Annotated in this window: 18 protein-coding genes; 9 read left to right on the forward strand and 9 right to left on the reverse strand. The window is 59.3% G+C overall.

Annotation, left to right across the window (positions count from 1 at the left end; genetic code table 11):
- Positions 1 to 190: 190 nt before the first annotated feature.
- The gene (locus ACODTD_RS20845; protein ID WP_201815703.1) at positions 191 to 1,399 is read left to right on the forward strand and encodes an ammonium transporter; all 1,209 of its coding nucleotides are present in this window, start codon (positions 191 to 193) and stop codon (positions 1,397 to 1,399) included.
- Here the strand turns inward: ACODTD_RS20845 and ACODTD_RS20850 are convergent.
- Positions 1,396 to 3,108: a cation:proton antiporter gene (locus ACODTD_RS20850; protein ID WP_221616054.1), complete on the reverse strand. Its 1,713-nt coding sequence runs from the start codon at positions 3,106 to 3,108 to the stop codon at positions 1,396 to 1,398. The two genes, ACODTD_RS20845 and ACODTD_RS20850, sit on opposite strands and share 4 nt — an antisense overlap.
- A gap of 190 nt (positions 3,109 to 3,298) precedes the next feature.
- Between ACODTD_RS20850 and ACODTD_RS20855 the strand changes: the two genes are divergently transcribed.
- The 3 genes from ACODTD_RS20855 to ACODTD_RS20865 all read left to right on the forward strand — a co-directional run bounded on the left by ACODTD_RS20855 (position 3,299) and on the right by ACODTD_RS20865 (position 4,981).
- On the forward strand, positions 3,299 to 3,535 hold the full coding sequence (locus tag ACODTD_RS20855; RefSeq protein WP_011335277.1) for a glutaredoxin family protein: 237 nt from the start codon (positions 3,299 to 3,301) through the stop codon (positions 3,533 to 3,535).
- A gap of 165 nt (positions 3,536 to 3,700) precedes the next feature.
- The gene (locus ACODTD_RS20860) at positions 3,701 to 4,018 is read left to right on the forward strand and encodes a hypothetical protein (RefSeq protein WP_007955735.1); all 318 of its coding nucleotides are present in this window, start codon (positions 3,701 to 3,703) and stop codon (positions 4,016 to 4,018) included.
- Between the two features lie 69 nt (positions 4,019 to 4,087).
- Positions 4,088 to 4,981 (forward strand): pseudouridine synthase, encoded by an 894-nt coding sequence (locus ACODTD_RS20865; RefSeq protein WP_221616055.1) that lies wholly within the window; start codon positions 4,088 to 4,090, stop codon positions 4,979 to 4,981.
- An 82-nt stretch (positions 4,982 to 5,063) separates the two neighbouring features.
- On the opposite strand, the gene ACODTD_RS20870 is transcribed toward ACODTD_RS20865, so the two are convergent.
- Positions 5,064 to 5,285 carry a YgdI/YgdR family lipoprotein gene (locus tag ACODTD_RS20870; RefSeq protein ID WP_007955739.1) on the reverse strand — a complete coding sequence of 74 codons (222 nt, stop codon included), beginning with the start codon at positions 5,283 to 5,285 and terminating at the stop codon, positions 5,064 to 5,066.
- A gap of 78 nt (positions 5,286 to 5,363) precedes the next feature.
- Positions 5,364 to 5,966, reverse strand: a complete 603-nt coding sequence (gene mobA / locus ACODTD_RS20875) for a molybdenum cofactor guanylyltransferase MobA (RefSeq protein WP_489105143.1) — start codon at positions 5,964 to 5,966, stop codon at positions 5,364 to 5,366.
- An 81-nt stretch (positions 5,967 to 6,047) separates the two neighbouring features.
- On the opposite strand from mobA, the gene moaB reads away from it, so the two are divergent.
- Both moaB and ACODTD_RS20885 read left to right on the forward strand, forming a co-directional pair.
- The gene (gene moaB, locus ACODTD_RS20880; RefSeq protein WP_489105144.1) at positions 6,048 to 6,587 is read left to right on the forward strand and encodes a molybdenum cofactor biosynthesis protein B; all 540 of its coding nucleotides are present in this window, start codon (positions 6,048 to 6,050) and stop codon (positions 6,585 to 6,587) included.
- Positions 6,571 to 7,797: a molybdopterin molybdotransferase MoeA gene (locus ACODTD_RS20885; RefSeq protein WP_041475386.1), complete on the forward strand. Its 1,227-nt coding sequence runs from the start codon at positions 6,571 to 6,573 to the stop codon at positions 7,795 to 7,797. Before moaB ends, ACODTD_RS20885 begins: the two co-directional genes overlap by 17 nt.
- 56 nt (positions 7,798 to 7,853) lie before the next feature.
- Here ACODTD_RS20885 and ACODTD_RS20890 read toward each other — a convergent pair whose 3' ends face one another.
- Positions 7,854 to 8,162: a hypothetical protein gene (locus ACODTD_RS20890; RefSeq protein WP_011335271.1), complete on the reverse strand. Its 309-nt coding sequence runs from the start codon at positions 8,160 to 8,162 to the stop codon at positions 7,854 to 7,856.
- A gap of 314 nt (positions 8,163 to 8,476) precedes the next feature.
- Between ACODTD_RS20890 and yegS the strand changes: the two genes are divergently transcribed.
- Positions 8,477 to 9,394: a lipid kinase YegS gene (yegS, locus tag ACODTD_RS20895; RefSeq protein WP_489105145.1), complete on the forward strand. Its 918-nt coding sequence runs from the start codon at positions 8,477 to 8,479 to the stop codon at positions 9,392 to 9,394.
- Here the strand turns inward: yegS and ACODTD_RS20900 are convergent.
- The 3 genes from ACODTD_RS20900 to ACODTD_RS20910 form a co-directional block, all read right to left on the reverse strand.
- Positions 9,378 to 10,037 carry a response regulator gene (locus ACODTD_RS20900; RefSeq protein WP_007955750.1) on the reverse strand — a complete coding sequence of 220 codons (660 nt, stop codon included), beginning with the start codon at positions 10,035 to 10,037 and terminating at the stop codon, positions 9,378 to 9,380. The two genes, yegS and ACODTD_RS20900, sit on opposite strands and share 17 nt — an antisense overlap.
- Positions 10,034 to 10,927 (reverse strand): sensor histidine kinase, encoded by an 894-nt coding sequence (locus ACODTD_RS20905; protein ID WP_041475383.1) that lies wholly within the window; start codon positions 10,925 to 10,927, stop codon positions 10,034 to 10,036. The genes ACODTD_RS20900 and ACODTD_RS20905 overlap by 4 nt, the downstream gene beginning before the upstream one ends.
- A gap of 481 nt (positions 10,928 to 11,408) precedes the next feature.
- Positions 11,409 to 11,879 (reverse strand): hypothetical protein, encoded by a 471-nt coding sequence (locus ACODTD_RS20910; RefSeq protein WP_011335268.1) that lies wholly within the window; start codon positions 11,877 to 11,879, stop codon positions 11,409 to 11,411.
- Positions 11,880 to 12,331: 452 nt separating this feature from the next.
- Between ACODTD_RS20910 and ACODTD_RS20915 the strand changes: the two genes are divergently transcribed.
- The gene (locus ACODTD_RS20915; protein WP_003226705.1) at positions 12,332 to 13,267 is read left to right on the forward strand and encodes a chemotaxis protein CheV; all 936 of its coding nucleotides are present in this window, start codon (positions 12,332 to 12,334) and stop codon (positions 13,265 to 13,267) included.
- A 90-nt stretch (positions 13,268 to 13,357) separates the two neighbouring features.
- A complete protein-coding gene (locus tag ACODTD_RS20920; RefSeq protein ID WP_011335267.1) occupies positions 13,358 to 14,164 on the forward strand; it encodes an MOSC domain-containing protein in 807 nt (268 codons plus the stop codon).
- A gap of 71 nt (positions 14,165 to 14,235) precedes the next feature.
- Here ACODTD_RS20920 and ppnP read toward each other — a convergent pair whose 3' ends face one another.
- Positions 14,236 to 14,520 (reverse strand): pyrimidine/purine nucleoside phosphorylase, encoded by a 285-nt coding sequence (ppnP, locus tag ACODTD_RS20925; protein WP_007940055.1) that lies wholly within the window; start codon positions 14,518 to 14,520, stop codon positions 14,236 to 14,238.
- A gap of 81 nt (positions 14,521 to 14,601) precedes the next feature.
- Positions 14,602 to 15,144, reverse strand: coding sequence for a 3'-5' exonuclease (locus ACODTD_RS20930; RefSeq protein WP_011335265.1), 543 nt, complete (start codon positions 15,142 to 15,144; stop codon positions 14,602 to 14,604).
- Between the last annotated feature and the right edge of the window lie 53 nt (positions 15,145 to 15,197).

Consider the following 15,197-nt stretch of genomic DNA (forward strand, 5'->3'; position numbering starts at 1 on the left):
GCGCTGTTGCCGGGCGCGAAACCGGGCAGAGCAAGGCCCGGATGATGAGGGTTCATGTCAGCCCATCGACCTTGTGCGCCAAAGCGGTTCACCGGACTACCGGATCAGTGATCGCGCAGTCGCAACTTGGTGCATGAAATGTGCGCATGAACCGCTTTGGTGCCTTTTTCAGCCTTGGGTCTGCCTCCTCATGGAAAATCTGCAAAGCGCTGTGGACACGCTGGTTCACAGTTCCAACACGTTGTTCATTCTGATCGGTGCGGTCATGGTGCTGGCCATGCACGCCGGGTTCGCATTTCTGGAGGTCGGAACGGTTCGCCAGAAAAACCAGGTCAACGCACTGTCGAAGATTCTCAGTGACTTTGCGGTGTCGACGCTGGCTTATTTCTTTATAGGCTATTGGCTTTCGTACGGGGTGACCTTCTTGCATCCGGCGGCGGTGCTCAGTGCCGATCATGGTTATGGACTGGTGAAGTTTTTCTTCCTGCTGACCTTTGCGGCGGCGATCCCGGCGATCATCTCCGGCGGCATCGCCGAGCGGGCGCGTTTTGTGCCGCAGTTGTGCGCCACGGCGCTGATCGTGGCGTTCATCTACCCGTTTTTCGAAGGGATGATCTGGAACGGCAACTACGGTCTGCAAGCCTGGCTGACCGCACAGTTCGGCGCCCCTTTCCATGATTTTGCGGGTTCGGTGGTGGTGCATGCCATGGGCGGCTGGCTGGCGCTGGCGGCGGTGTTGCTGCTCGGCCCGCGCAACGGACGCTATCGCGATGGCAGGCTGGTGGCGTTCGCGCCCTCGAGCATTCCGTTTCTGGCCTTGGGGTCGTGGATCCTGATCGTCGGCTGGTTTGGCTTCAACGTGATGAGCGCGCAAACCCTGCAAGGGGTCAGCGGACTGGTGGCGGTCAACTCGCTGATGGCTATGGTCGGCGGCACGGTGGCGGCGTTGATCGTCGGGCGCAACGATCCGGGCTTCCTGCACAACGGCCCGTTGGCCGGGCTGGTGGCGGTGTGTGCCGGTTCCGACCTGATGCACCCGGTCGGCGCGCTGGTGACCGGCGCGATTGCCGGCGCCCTGTTTGTCTGGTGCTTTACGGCGGCGCAGGTCAAATGGCGCATCGATGACGTGCTGGGTGTCTGGCCGTTGCACGGTCTGTGTGGCGTGTGGGGCGGCATTGCCTGCGGGATCTTCGGCTCGACCACGTTGGGCGGACTCGGCGGCGTCAGCCTGATCAGCCAGTTGATCGGCACCGCCCTCGGTGTGGCGGTGGCGCTGATCGGCGGTTTCGCCGTCTACGGTTCGATCAAGGCGCTGCATGGTCTGCGCCTGAGCCAGGAACAGGAGTACTACGGCGCCGACCTGTCGCTGCACAAGATCGGCGCGGTGAGCCAGGACTAGGTTTCCTCATCGTCGGCTCCGGGGTAAAAGCCGTGAAGCAGGCGATAACGATCGATGCGCACCTGATCGACTTTCTCCTGCACCCGGTGCGCGGGAAACCCCAGCAGGATCAGGGCATGGGAACCGAGCATCAGGCTCGACTCCAGCAGTTCCGGCACCACTTCGCTGGCGCCGGCTGCTTTCAGCTCGGCCGACTGGCTGTCGTCCCGGGTGCGCACCAGGATCGGCACTGTCGGGTTGAGACGTCGAGCCTCCTTGAGAACACGCAGGGCCACGTCGGCTTGATCCACAGCAATCACCAGCAACCTGGCGCGCAGCAAACCGACGGCGGTCAGCAGATCGCCGCGGGTTGAATCGCCGTAGTGGACGTCGCGCTCGGCGGTGGCGGCTTCCTGAATTCGCACCGGATCGTTGTCCAGCGCGACGTAGGATTGCCCGGCATTGCGCATGAAGCGTCCGATCGACTGGCCGACGCGGCCGTAACCACAGATCACCACATGCCCGTCGAACCCGGCATTGAGGGCACTGATTTCCTCGATCTGTGCTTCCTGATTGGGTTTGCGGTGCAGGGCGGCGGCGATGCGCGGAGCGGCGCGTAACAGCAGGGGCGTCAGCAGCATCGAGCAGAAGGTGGCGGCGAGCAGCAGAGCACCGAGTTCGGCTGGGAGCAGCCGGGTCTGCTGCATCTGCGCCATCAGGGCGAAGCAGAACTCACCGCCCTGGGCGAGGGCGAGGCCGCTGCGCCAGGCCGTTTCACTGTCGCTGCCGCGCCATTTCACCAACAGCGCCACCACCAGACCTTTGATAACCAGCAATCCCAGAGTCATGCCGATAATCAGCAGGCTGTGGCTGGCGAACAGCTGCAGGTCGATCAGCATGCCGATGCTGACGAAAAACAGTCCCAGCAGAATGTCGCGAAACGGCCGGATATCGGCCTCGATCTGATGCCGGTAATGGCTCTCGCCCAGCAGCATGCCCGCGAGGAACGCGCCGAGGGCCGGAGACAGGCCCAGCAGGTGGGTCAGCCAGGCCGTCAGCAACACAATCACCAGGGCCAGCAGCACGAACAGCTCCGCCGAGCGCGACGCCGCGACTTCCTGGAACAGGCGGGGCAGCAGCCAGCGGCTGGCCAGCAACAAACCGAAGAACAGCAATACGGTCTTCAACAAGGTCAGGGGCAGCGCCCAGTACCAGGCCTGATCACTGCTCCCGGCAAATACCGGCACCAGCGTCAACAGCAACACGGCCACCACGTCCTGGAACAACAGGACGCCTACCGCGTTCTGGCCGTGGCTGCTGAAGATTTCGCCGAGACTGCCCAGCTCCTTGGTCACAATCGCCGTGGATGATAGCGAGAGGCCGGCGCCCAGCAGCAAGGCTGGTGTGGCGGGCATGCCCAGCAACATCAGCACGCCTCCCAGCAGGAGTGTGGTGATCAGCACTTGCTGGCTGCCCAGACGGAAAACCACCTGGCGCAGGGCAATCATTTTCGACAGGGAGAACTCCAGCCCCAGGGAAAACAGCAGAAACACCACGCCCAGTTCGGCAAGATCCGGCAGATGTTCGCTTTCATTGATCCAGTCGAATGCCTTCGGCCCGACCATCAAGCCCACGCACAGGTAACCCAGCACAGGCGGCAGGCGCAGGCGTCGGAACAGGGCAATCATCACCAGGGACGACGCCAGAATGATCAGCAGATTGGCAAACACAAGACACTCCGGGACAGGTCAGGCTCTTCAAGCGTAGAGGTAAAAAACACCGGAGCATCGCGTAAATGGCGATTTTGTGGGCTGATTTACATCAGGGTTTTACGAGGGGCGGGATCGAACCCGGAGGGTGGGTCGACGGGCTTTGCGGGCAAGCCTAGAATGATCACTCGATTTTTGGGGTTGAGCGCACATGCTTCCTGAATGCCAGTTGTTCGGCACCCTGGGGTGCCATTTGTGTGAGGTCGCGGAGGCCGAACTGATGCCTTTTGTCGAGCATGGTCTGCTGGTGGAACTGGTGGATATTGCTGACGACGAATCGTGGTTCGAGGCCTACAGCCTGCGGATCCCGGTCTTGCGCAGGGTCGATACCGGCGCGGAATTGGGGTGGCCGTTCAACGCCGATCAGGTGGTGGCATTCCTGCGTTAATGGTCTTTTCTCTTCTGCGTTGATGGCGCTCGTCACCTTCGTTCAATCACGGCTTGGCACTTTTCGGGTTATTCGGTTACTGTATGCGCATACAGTAATCGAGTTTACCTGCCATGTTGCTTCCGGGCATTTGTCAGGGCAAGCCGGATGTCAGAGGGAGCAGTCGTGGTCAATGTCGAACAGTTGAAAAGCAGCGTGAACGGGATGTCGGTTGACGTGGTGCGCGAGGCCGTCCACGAATTGCGTCTGGACGGTCTGGTCACGGAAGGCAAGACTCCCTTCAACAAGCTGCATTTCAACACCTGCTTTGCCGAGATCGAGGCCTTGTTCCAGCGTGCCGGTTATCACAAACAACTGGATGTAGTCGGATATCAGGGGCTTTTGTACGCCTTGTACGATCCGGGCCGTTGGGACGCCGTGGATGTGTTGCGCTGGCTCAAGGAGTTCACCGAAGCGGCGGCGCTCAAATCGATTCCCGCCTGATTCTGCACTAGGTCTGCTGCGCCCGGTGTTGGATAATGCCACTCTGCTCTGAAGCTTCGAGTTCTCCGCATGTCCAACGCACCCACATTTTCCGCAGCACAGAATCAGGCCAGCACGCTGTATCTGCCCCCCGGTAGCTGGCAGACAGTGCTCGACTGCCTGTGTGAGCATTTCAGTGCCATCGGGCGTGATCAATGGCTGGATCGAATCGCCCGGGGCCGGGTGCTCGATGGCCAGGGTCAGCCGATTGCACTGGACTTGCCCTACAAGGAAGGGCTGCGCATTCATTATTTTCGTGAAGTGCCGGATGAAAAGCCGATCCCGGTGGTCGAGTCGATCCTGTATGCGGACGACCATCTGGTGGTGGCCGACAAGCCGCATTTCCTTCCGGTGACCCCGGCGGGCGAATATGTCGAGCAGACGCTGCTTCGCCGATTGATCCGGCGCCTGGACAATTCCCATCTGGTGCCGCTGCACCGAATTGATCGGCACACGGCCGGATTGGTGATTTTCTCTGCCAACCCACAGACGCGGTCGGCGTATCAGTCACTGTTTCCGACACGGCAGATCGAAAAACGCTATGAAGCCATTGCGGCTGCGCTGCCTGGGCTGGATTTTCCGTTGGTACACAAGAGTCGCATGGTCGACGGTGAACCGTTTTTCCGCATGCAGGAGGGGCCGGGTGTAAGCAACACCGAAACGGCGGTGGAGGTTCGTGAAAAGAACGGCGAACTCTGGCGTTACGGCCTGTATCCGGTGACCGGAAAGAAGCATCAGTTACGTGTGCACATGACGGCGCTGGGGGCGAGCATCTGCAATGATCCGTTTTACCCTGAAGTGCTCAAAGACGTTGAAGATGATTACGCCAATCCGCTCAAGCTCCTGGCGCAGGGGTTGCGATTCATCGACCCGGTCACGGGGCAGGTGCGCGAATTTGAGAGCCGGATCACGCTGGACTGGTGATCCGGGTATCGACCCTTTTCTGCCAGACACGAAAAAGCCCGCATATTGCGGGCTTTTCTGTATCCGCTGTCGAACTGAAGACTTACAGCTCTTTGACAGTGCGGATCTGATCCTTGTTGATGCGGGTGTGCTTGCCGTCCAGTTGTTCGAACTCGTAGAAGCCCGAATCTTCATCATACTTGGGGGCGTCGACAGCCTGGATTTCGCGACCGTCATTCAAGGTGATCACTGTTGGCGAAGCGCAACCGGCGAGAGTGGCGAGGCCCAGTGCGAGCATGAAAGTGGCGAGGGTCCGTTGAGTCATGAGTGTGTCTCCGAAGGGAAATTCTTTTGGTTACTGAGCTTGAGACGTATACAAGGCGTGCAAGTTCCTTGAATGCTGTCAGTCTGACACAGTGTTGTGCGAACTCAACAGTTCAGGGGTGTTGAGATTGGCCAGGCGTGGATCGTTGTCAGGGCAAACCAGGGCCTGGGCATCAAGATTGCGCATCACCCGGCCGGGGCTGCGCTCTCCTGCGTTCCAGGCATTTTCGAATGCCGGCAGGAGTGCCACCGGGATCACGCAAAGCAGTGGTTCCCAGTGATCGTCATGTCGCAACATTAAAGGTTTTTCAGAATTCAGACCGGCCGCCTCCCGCATGTTGTGCAGCAGCGCAAGGTCGATGCGCGGGACATCGCAGGGCAGTACCAGCAGATGGGTGTGGCGCGCGGCTTTCAAGCCGGCACGAATACCGGCCAATGGTCCGGGAAAGTCCTCCTCGTCATCGCTAACCAATCGGTCGGCGAACGGCGCATAGCGTTCACGATTGCGGTTGCAGGAGATGATCAGGTCATCCGTCAACGGCCGAACCTTGCGATGCAGATGTGCGATCAGTGGTTCACCGTGCCATTCCACAAGTCCCTTGTCCTGGCCACCCATTCGTTGTCCGCGTCCACCGGCCAGCAACAGAATGGAGCAGGGGGGTAATGGCGTGTTCGAAGTCATGGCAGCTCTCCGCAGGGGCGGCGAAAAAAGGGGGCGCTGTGATATAACACCAGGCTGTTTCTCATACAACTGGACGAGCCTATGAAAGCCAAGGCTGATGTACCTTTCGTGCCGCTCAATATCGCGGTGTTGACGGTCAGCGACACCCGCACCCTGGAAACCGACACCTCCGGCCAGGTCTTCGTCGACCGGCTGAGCGCCGCGGGCCACCATCTGGCGCAGCGGGTGCTGCTCAAAGATGACCTGTACAAGATTCGTGCGCAAGTCGCCCACTGGATTGCCGAAGACGTCGTGCAAGTGGTGCTGATTACCGGCGGAACCGGTTTTACCGGTCGCGACAGCACCCCGGAAGCGGTCGCTTGCCTGCTGGACAAACAGGTCGACGGTTTTGGTGAGCTGTTTCGCCAGATCTCGGTGCCTGACATCGGCACCTCCACCGTGCAATCCCGGGCTTTGGCGGGACTGGCCAATGGCACGCTGGTCTGCTGCCTGCCTGGCTCGACCAACGCAGTGCGCACCGGTTGGGATGGCATCCTCGCCGAGCAACTGGACTCACGCCACCGCCCGTGCAATTTCGTCACTCATTTGAAACAGGCGGCGCCTTGTGAATCCCGTGGGTAAGCCGGGCAAGACTGGCAGCCTGATGCCTGTCGAAGCAGCATTGACGCGGTTGCTGGAAATGGCCGAGGGCTCGCGGATTGTCGAGAGTGAGTTTTTGCCTCTAGCGCAGGTTCAGGGGCGGGTGCTGGCGCAGGATCTGGTTTCGACGCTGGATCTGCCGCCATGGCCGAACAGCGCCATGGACGGTTATGCCTTGAATCTGGCCGACTGGACCGGCGAGCCGTTGCCGGTCAGCCAGAAAGTCTTCGCCGGACAGGCACCGGAACCCTTGAAACCACGCACCTGTGCCCGGATCTTTACCGGCGCGCCGGTGCCAGCCGGTGCAGACTGTGTCGAGATGCAGGAAAACGTCGAGATTCATGCCGACGAGCGCGTGAGTTTCACCGAGACGATGGTGTCCGGGCAGAACATTCGTCCACAAGGCCAGGAAACGACTGTCGGTGAGTTGGTCTTGCCTGCCGGAACCCGGCTGGGTCCGATCGAGCAAGGGCTGGCTGCGTCGCTGGGATGCGCTGGGCTCGAGGTGGTTCGTCGGGTTCGTGTGGCAGTGCTGTCCACGGGGGACGAGCTGGTTGAGCCGGGCACGCCACTCGGGCCGGGACAGATCTACAACAGCAACCGGGTGTTGTTGTGCAGCTGGTTGCAGCGCCTCGGATGTGAAGTGGTGGATGCCGGCATTCTGCCTGATGACCTGTCCACCACTCGGGCGCGACTTGGGGAGTTGCAGGACGTAGACCTGATTCTGTCGACAGGTGGCGTGTCGGTCGGGGAAGCGGATTTCCTCGGAATCGCTTTGAGGGAAGAAGGCGAGCTGACACTCTGGAAACTGGCAATCAAACCCGGCAAGCCGCTGACGGTCGGGCATTTTCGTGGAGTTCCGGTGATTGGATTGCCGGGAAATCCTGCCTCGACACTGGTGACTTTTGCTTTGTTGACCCGACCTTATCTGTTGCGTCTCCAAGGCGTGCAGGATGTCGAGCCGCTGAAGTTTTCAGTTCCTGCAGGATTTGTCTGGCCTCAGGCCGGTAACCGCCGTGAATTTCTGCGTGGGCGCCTGGAGCAGGGACAAGCGATTATCTACCGTAACCAGAGTTCGGGTGTTTTGCGCAGCGCTGCCTGGGCTGAGGGGCTGGTGGAAGTGCGGGAAGGGCGAGTATTGGTCAAGGGAGACCAGGTGCTATTCATTCCACTCAGCGAGCTCCTCGGTTGATTGCAGGCATTTGAAAGGCAGGCACAGTCGCTAAACGATGCCTGCCTTTCAGCGGGTCAACGGCTGAGCAGTGTGACGAGTTGATCGAACCGGCTGTTGGCAATCCAGCCCAGCAGTCCGAGCACCATCGCTGTCGCACCTGCCGAGTAGGCAAGACGATGTTTGATGGCTTTGACGTCTCCTCTGACTTCGTCCATATCGCGTCGAATGTACTTGAGGTGAGTTTCCAGCTCGGTGACACGCGGTTCCATATCGTTTTCTCCAGTATTTCTGGCGCTGCATTTGAATTCGTCTTTAAGGCTGGCGCGACTTTCGGAGAGAGAGGCAACCGGACTCACGGATAATCTTGCTTCATGGCTTTGCATGGAAAAAACCGCCTGATGCGATGGGGTTCTGTCGGCAAATGCCGGAATGCAAATTATCGAAAGTCCTGAAACTGTATGCACTCATTACATGCACATCCTTGTGTAATTGAATTGAAGATTGCTGACGCTGCGACACGTTGTACCAATGAGCGGGCTTGGTCAATTGAGCCGATTCCTTACGTTCTGTACGAAAAATTACAGGCATGTAGGACAGGCAGAAGGAGCTTCAGGAATTAATCAGAACGTGTGCGACTTTTTTACCCGCGTTGAGGGTCAAGATGTTTCGTACTGATTCAATTCCGGGAGTAACCGCAATGAGTGAACGTAAGGCACTGTTGATTCTGCATGGCAAGCAGGCACTCAACGAGGCGGTTCGTGCCGCTGTCGAGAACAAGCGAAAGCAGGGTTGGAAACTGGCTGTGCGCCTGACCTGGGAGGCCGGTGATGCCCAGCGGCTGGTGGAGGAGGCACTGGCGGCGGGATACCGTCAGATCATCGCCGGTGGTGGGGATGGCACTCTGCGCGACATCGCCGAAGCGCTGGCGAAGCAACCGGGCAAGGCCAGTCTGGTGCTGTTGCCGCTGGGAACAGCCAACGACTTTTCCCGCGCGGCGGCTATTCCGCTGGAGCCGGCCGAAGCGCTCGAATTGCTTGAGGCGCCCGCCCATGACATTGATCTGGGTGAAGTCGGCGGGCAGATCTTCCTGAACATGGCCACCGGCGGATTCGGCAGCCAAGTAACAGCCAACACGTCGGAAGATCTGAAGAAAGTGCTGGGCGGTGCGGCCTATCTGTTCACCGGTTTATCGCGGTTCAGTGAGCTGCATGCTGCTTATGGTGAATTGCAGGGGCCGGATTTTCACTGGCGTGGCGAGCTTCTGGCGCTGGGGATCGGCAATGGCCGTCAGGCCGGTGGCGGACATGTGTTGTGCCCGGAAGCGCTGGTGGACGACGGTCTTCTGGATATCAGCATCCTGCCGGCGCCACAGGAACTGGTCGGCACGCTGAAAAATCTGCTCAGTGACGGGTTCGGCATCGACAACATGTTCGTGCGTACCCGGTTGCCGTGGGTTGAAATCAAGGTCGCTGAAGGGCTTTGCATCAATCTCGACGGTGAGCCACTGCAAGGCGACAGTCTGCGGTTTGCAGCGCGTCCGGGGGCGTTGCGCGTGCATTTGCCCAACGACTCGCCGCTATTGGGCGCAACACACCGGATCAGTCATCCAGACTGATGATCTGTTCGCGCACGGCAAACAGCACCAGACCCGCCACATCGTAGATCTGCAGGCGTTTCATGATCTGCGAACGGTGGGTTTCGACCGTCTTGATGCTCAAGCCCAGCCCGTTGGCGATTTCCCGCGTGGACTTGCCGCGCACGATGAGGCGCAGGATTTCCAGTTGGCGTGCTGTCAGGTTGTGCGACTCGGCGACTTCCGGTTGCTGCTTCAGGTTACGGGTCAGCGCCTGGTTGATCACGGTATGGGCGATGGCTGGGCTCAAGTAGCGCTCGTTGTTGCGCAGCGCTTCGAGTGCATGTTCGAGCTCGGTGGCCGTGGTGTCCTTGAGCAGGTAGCCGTGAGCGCCGGACTCCAGCGCCTGCATGATCAGCGCGGGGTCGGTGTGCATCGACAGAATCAGCACTTTGGCGTGCGGGCGTACGCGTCTGAGTCGCTGCAGGGCTTCCAGACCGCCGGTTTCTTTCATGGAAATGTCCAGCAACACTATATCGGGAGACAGCAGCTCGACCATTTCGAGCAGCTGCGAGCCGTCATTGGCCTCGCCGATGACCGCATAACCGGGAATATCCAGCACCAGGGCGCGCACGCCGGCCCTGATCAGCGAGTGGTCATCCACCAGAAGTAAGTTACAAGTCAACGCATAACCTTATTCGTACTGGCCCGCTCGAGTGCACGGGGCGCCCAGGGGAATAGTGCTTCGATTTGAGTACCTTTGCCGGGCTCGCTGGTCACACTGAGTGTGCCGCCCAGTTGCTCGATGCGTTCGGCCATCCCGGCCATGCCCCGTTGTCCTTCACGACCTGGATTGGCCGCCGGGGAAAATCCCAGACCATCATCGCTGATCAGCAGGGTCAGACCCTGCGGCAGGCGTTGCACGCGGATCAACAGGTTTTTGGCCTGCGCGTGGCGAAGGATGTTGGTCACCGCTTCCTGAGTGATGCGAAAGGCGGCGACGGCCATTTCTTCGGGGATTCCATTCAGGCGCTGCTGGCAGTCCAGACTCCAGTGCACCGAAGTATTGGTCAGTACCTTGAGCAGGTGTGCACGCAGGCTCGCTTCCAGACCAAGGCTGGTCAATTGCCGCGGGTTGAGAATGGCCGAAACGTCGCGCACTTTATTGAGGGTTTCTTCCAGCGTCTCGCAAAGTACCGAACAGTGTTCCTGCATGTCCGCGGGCAAGCGACGCTTGAGCCATTCGCTTTGCAGTTTGGCGGCCGTCAGCAACTGGCCGATATCGTCATGCAGTTCACGGCTCAGGCGATGGCGCTCGTTTTCCTGGACTTCCAGCAAACGGTCGGCCAGTTCCTGAGGCTGGAACTTGATGGATTTGCGCGACAGGCGATGTTGTGTCCAGACGCAGCCCGCAGCCGCCACATTGATCAGCAGCAGGCCGAGCGGCAGCTGCGCTGACAATCCATAGGTCAACAGACTGCCCAGAGCCGAGCCTGTACACAGCAGAAGTGTGAACCTGCGGGCATTTTCTCGGGAGGGAGGCCATGTGGTGATTGACTTGAGGCTGGCGTACATAGCGGATGGAGCCAATGGATGTTCGCTGCGGGCAGACCGGTCAGAAAGGCTGGCGGTCTCTGTCTGGAAAACTGTCATTCAGGTTGTTGATTTCAAAATGGTTCAGTGATCGATAATTGAGCGCCAAGTTCGGTGGTGACCGATCATCGAAGTCACAAGCCATTAACTGAAACAACTAACGGGCGGCATAATACCACTTAACATACCGTTGGTCGCGTTTGGCCTATATGTCCAAAGAGTCAGGAAACAGGCCATGTTGGACGAAGGTTCCATAATGGAAAGTTGAAATACCTGATCCGATAATTATCGATGCGGTCGCAAGTTTTCTTTTACACAGGAAAACCCTGATATCAGCAGAGGGTAGTCTGCATTCAGTGAGCGTAATTATTTATTGGGGGGTGTCGCAGGCAGGCATGAACTATTCATTAGCGACATTCGACTGCGAAAGCTGACCGGCTCAAACGGCCCAAGGCGTGCCCGATTACGCTTGCCGTTCCGACCAGGCTACGAGGGTCAGGGACTTGCCAGTGTGCGGCAATTGAAAGTGGGTCTGGCCGACCTGGCAGGCAAAGGCTTCGATCAGCGACGCCTGCTCGCTTTCATCCAAGCCTAATTGGCCGGTACTCGGGTCAACCAGTTCCAGTTGCCAGGCCATCAGGGTGAAGCAGTCTTTCAGTGCTTCCAGGGCCTGCGCATGCAGATCCACATGATCCTGAACCTGGGTGAGCAGGCCATGCAGGTGCAGGGAAAATTCGGATATCGCCTCAAGTGCCAGGGCATCGGCCTTGTTTGCCAATTTGAGGAGAGTACTGAGCATGCAGTCAATCGCGTCCCTGTCATTGCTGATCAGCTGCAAGTGACTGAGGCATTCTTCAGACTTGGCCAGGAGCGTTTCAGCCTCGACGAGAAATTCGGGGAACCGCTGCGCCCAGTCACTACGGTCGTTCGGCATGCTTATCTCCACCACGTCATGTCTGATGAGGGAATGCCGTGTGTGTCGACGATCGTGAACCGTCGCGAGACCGCGCCCCGGTGTGCATTGGCACAGACCTGGGGTTTCAAGAGGATGTGTTTCCACTGAACTGCGATCGCACACAATAGCCTGACTCCGTTCATGCAATGAGAATGGCGTCACATTAATGGCTATTGGATATCGCGAACATCAGGTTGGGCCTGATTGTCACTAGGGGATTCCCTTAGGCACGGGAACCTGTGGCGCAAATCGGGGTCGCGCCGAAGAGAATGTAGCAGATGATTTCACCGAGCCAGTAAAGCATGATGTTAATGTGACATCAATGCTTGTGCATGGCATTTTGTTGGTGATTTGTGACGGGATCAAGATCCGCCAGATTCAGCCGATAACCCCCAATAGTGAATTCATCAGAACAAGCCCAGGAGTCATTGATGGCCGGCATTCTCGACACGGTAGACCAACGCACGCAACTGGTGGGTGAGAATCGCCTGGAAATTCTCATGTTTCGACTGGCCGGACGCCAATTGTTCGCGATCAACGTGTTCAAGGTTCAGGAAGTCCTGCAACTGCCGAAGCTGACCCTGATGCCCCAGCGTCACCCGTTTGTCTGCGGTGTGGTCAACCTGCGTGGCCAGACGCTGCCAGTGATCGACCTGTCCCAGGCGATCGGCATGCGCCCGCTGGTGCCGGGCCCGAACAGCACGATCATCGTCACCGAGTACAACCGTTCGGTGCAGGCGTTTCTCGTCGGTGGCGTGGACCGCATCGTCAACATGAACTGGGAAGCCATTCTGCCGCCGCCGACCAGTGCCGGTCGCCAGCATTACCTGACAGCCATCAGTAAGGTCGACGATCAACTGGTGGAAATCATCGACGTCGAGAAAGTCCTCGCCGAAATCGTGCCGTACAACGCCAAGGTCTCCCGCGACAAACTGGACGACCCGGTGCTGGAACGCGCCCGTGGCCGCGAAGTGTTGCTGGTGGACGACTCCAACGTGGCGCTCTCGCAATTGCGCGACACCCTCGGCCAGTTGGGCGTGAAGATGCACATCGCCAGCGACGGCCTGAAAGCCCTGAACATGCTCAAGGCCTGGGCGGACACCGGGGTGAACATGACCGACAAACTGCTGATGGTGTTCACCGACGCCGAAATGCCGGAGATGGACGGCTATCGCCTGACCACCGAAATCCGCAACGACCCGCGCCTGCGTGGCCTGTATGTGGTGCTGCACACTTCGCTGTCTGGCAGCTTCAACGATTCGATGGTGAAGAAGGTCGGGTGCGACAATTTCCTCTCCAAGTTCCAGCCGGACAAATTGGTCGACGTGGTGCGCCAGCGTTTGATGCTCGACGAAGTACCGGCCTGATCAACCTGTCGAGGCTGACCTCGCGTCAGCCTTTGATTCGCTGACAAAGCTCGTATAGGGTGGCGTTTTTGACCCACCAGGGAGCTGGCCATGCTGCGTCTGAGCGCGCTTTATCGTTACCCGTTGAAATCCGCCAAGGGCGAGGTCCTGCAAGGGATTGGCCTGGACAAACTGGGGCTTGAGGGCGACCGACGCTGGATGCTGGTGGACGAGGCCAGCGGACGGTTCCTGACCCAGCGTGCCGAAGCGAAAATGAGCCAGCTCTCGGCGCTATGGAATGCCACTGGCGGCCTGACGCTCAGCGCGCCGGGGCATTCGGCAATCGATGTCGCCTTGCCTGGCGGTGACGACGACCTGCGTGGCGTAACCATCTGGCGCGATACCTTGCGCGTACCGGATGCCGGTGAGGAGGCGGCCCGTTGGGTCAGCGATTTCATCGGCAAACCGACGCGCCTGGTGCAAGTGCCGCTTGAACGCGCTCGTACGACTCAGGCCGGGTACGGCAACGACGACGATCAAGTGGCGTTCGCCGACGGCTTTCCACTGTTGCTGATTGGTGAGGCATCACTGCAACACCTGTCGCAGGAAGTCGGGCGCCCTCTGGAAATGCTGCGGTTCCGGCCGAATCTGGTGATCGAAGGCAGTGATGCTTACGCCGAGGATGGCTGGAAGCGGATTCGGATCGGCGATGTCGAGTTCCGCGTGGTCAAGTCCTGCTCGCGGTGCATTCTCACCACGATCGATCCGCAGACCGGTGAGCGCAGCGCTGACCGCGAGCCGCTGGCAACCTTACAGAAGACCCGCGCCCAGGCCGACGGCGCGATGTTTGGCCAGAACCTGGTCAATGACAGCAATGGCCGGCTTGAAATCGGCATGCCGGTGGAAATCCTCGAATAACCGCTCCTGAAACGAAAAATGCCCGTGTCCTTGGACACGGGCATTTTTCATGACCGCAGGAAACCGGGGTTTCAGCCGCGGTATTCGCATAGGTAGGCGGTGTCGACGGCGACTTTCAGCTGGAACTTGCTGTTGGCTGGCACGTTGAACTGGCTACCGGCAGCGAAAGTTTCCCAGTCGCTGCTGTCCGGCAGTTTGACGGTCAGTGCGCCCGAAACCACGTGCATGATTTCACGCTGGCTGGTGCCGAATTCGTATTCGCCCGGGGCCATGACGCCGATGGTCGCAGGGCCTTCAGCAGTGCCAAAAGCGATCGACTTGACGGTGCCGTCGAAGTACTCGTTGACTTTAAACATGGGCGATTCCTCTCGAAAAGGGCTTAAAAGGGTCAAAAAGGGGCGGCCAGTATGCACAAGGCTCCGGGCGTCGTCATCTGTCTAGAGTGGCAATACCAGTGGCAACAGGCGTGCGGTATTGCGCGCATCCTCCAGCGCTCGATGCTGCTGGCCGGTGAACTGCATGCCCGCCAGTTGCAACGCGCCATTGAGGCCCAGCGGCCGTTCGAGGCGTCGGGCCTTGGCAAAGCGCTGTTTCAGGTTCATGTGCGGCACCCGGCTCAGCGCGCTGTCGAGTTGCAGTCGCTGCCATTCCTGAAGCAACTGCTTGCGGTCGTAATCGCCCCAACTGGCCCAGCCTTCAAGGCGCGTCTGGTGCTGACCGAGCCAGCGCTCGAAGGCCGGCCACACTTCGCTCAACGGCTGCGCCGCGTCGATGTTGGCCTGGGTGATGTGCGTGAGTTCGCGGCAAAACGGCGTCAACAAGGGGCGCCGCGTCGGTTTGACGAAGCGCTGAAAGTGATCCTGCTCGCGACCCGCGCGATCCACCAGGGTCGCGCCGATCTCGATGATCTCCATTTCCGTAACCGGCCAGCCACCCTCATCGGTGGTGGCTTCCAGATCTATGACCAGCCAATGGGGCATCGCAGGGTTCCTGATTTCCGCGTCCTGATTATTCAGAGCGTAGTCAAACCTTG

It is taken from the genome of Pseudomonas sp. FG35 (assembly GCF_057809295.1).

Coding starts and splice junctions, on each gene's coding strand:
- ppnP (WP_007940055.1), bottom strand. CDS start 14,520: ATGTTTAAAGTCAACGAGTACTTCGACGGCACCGTCAAGTCGATCGCT.
- ACODTD_RS20845 (WP_201815703.1), top strand. CDS start 191: ATGGAAAATCTGCAAAGCGCTGTGGACACGCTGGTTCACAGTTCCAAC.
- yegS (WP_489105145.1), top strand. CDS start 8,477: ATGAGTGAACGTAAGGCACTGTTGATTCTGCATGGCAAGCAGGCACTC.
- ACODTD_RS20915 (WP_003226705.1), top strand. CDS start 12,332: ATGGCCGGCATTCTCGACACGGTAGACCAACGCACGCAACTGGTGGGT.
- ACODTD_RS20910 (WP_011335268.1), bottom strand. CDS start 11,879: ATGCCGAACGACCGTAGTGACTGGGCGCAGCGGTTCCCCGAATTTCTC.
- ACODTD_RS20930 (WP_011335265.1), bottom strand. CDS start 15,144: ATGCCCCATTGGCTGGTCATAGATCTGGAAGCCACCACCGATGAGGGT.
- ACODTD_RS20905 (WP_041475383.1), bottom strand. CDS start 10,927: ATGTACGCCAGCCTCAAGTCAATCACCACATGGCCTCCCTCCCGAGAA.
- ACODTD_RS20870 (WP_007955739.1), bottom strand. CDS start 5,285: ATGACTCAACGGACCCTCGCCACTTTCATGCTCGCACTGGGCCTCGCC.
- ACODTD_RS20865 (WP_221616055.1), top strand. CDS start 4,088: ATGTCCAACGCACCCACATTTTCCGCAGCACAGAATCAGGCCAGCACG.
- moaB (WP_489105144.1), top strand. CDS start 6,048: ATGAAAGCCAAGGCTGATGTACCTTTCGTGCCGCTCAATATCGCGGTG.
- mobA (WP_489105143.1), bottom strand. CDS start 5,966: ATGACTTCGAACACGCCATTACCCCCCTGCTCCATTCTGTTGCTGGCC.
- ACODTD_RS20920 (WP_011335267.1), top strand. CDS start 13,358: ATGCTGCGTCTGAGCGCGCTTTATCGTTACCCGTTGAAATCCGCCAAG.
- ACODTD_RS20855 (WP_011335277.1), top strand. CDS start 3,299: ATGCTTCCTGAATGCCAGTTGTTCGGCACCCTGGGGTGCCATTTGTGT.
- ACODTD_RS20890 (WP_011335271.1), bottom strand. CDS start 8,162: ATGCAAAGCCATGAAGCAAGATTATCCGTGAGTCCGGTTGCCTCTCTC.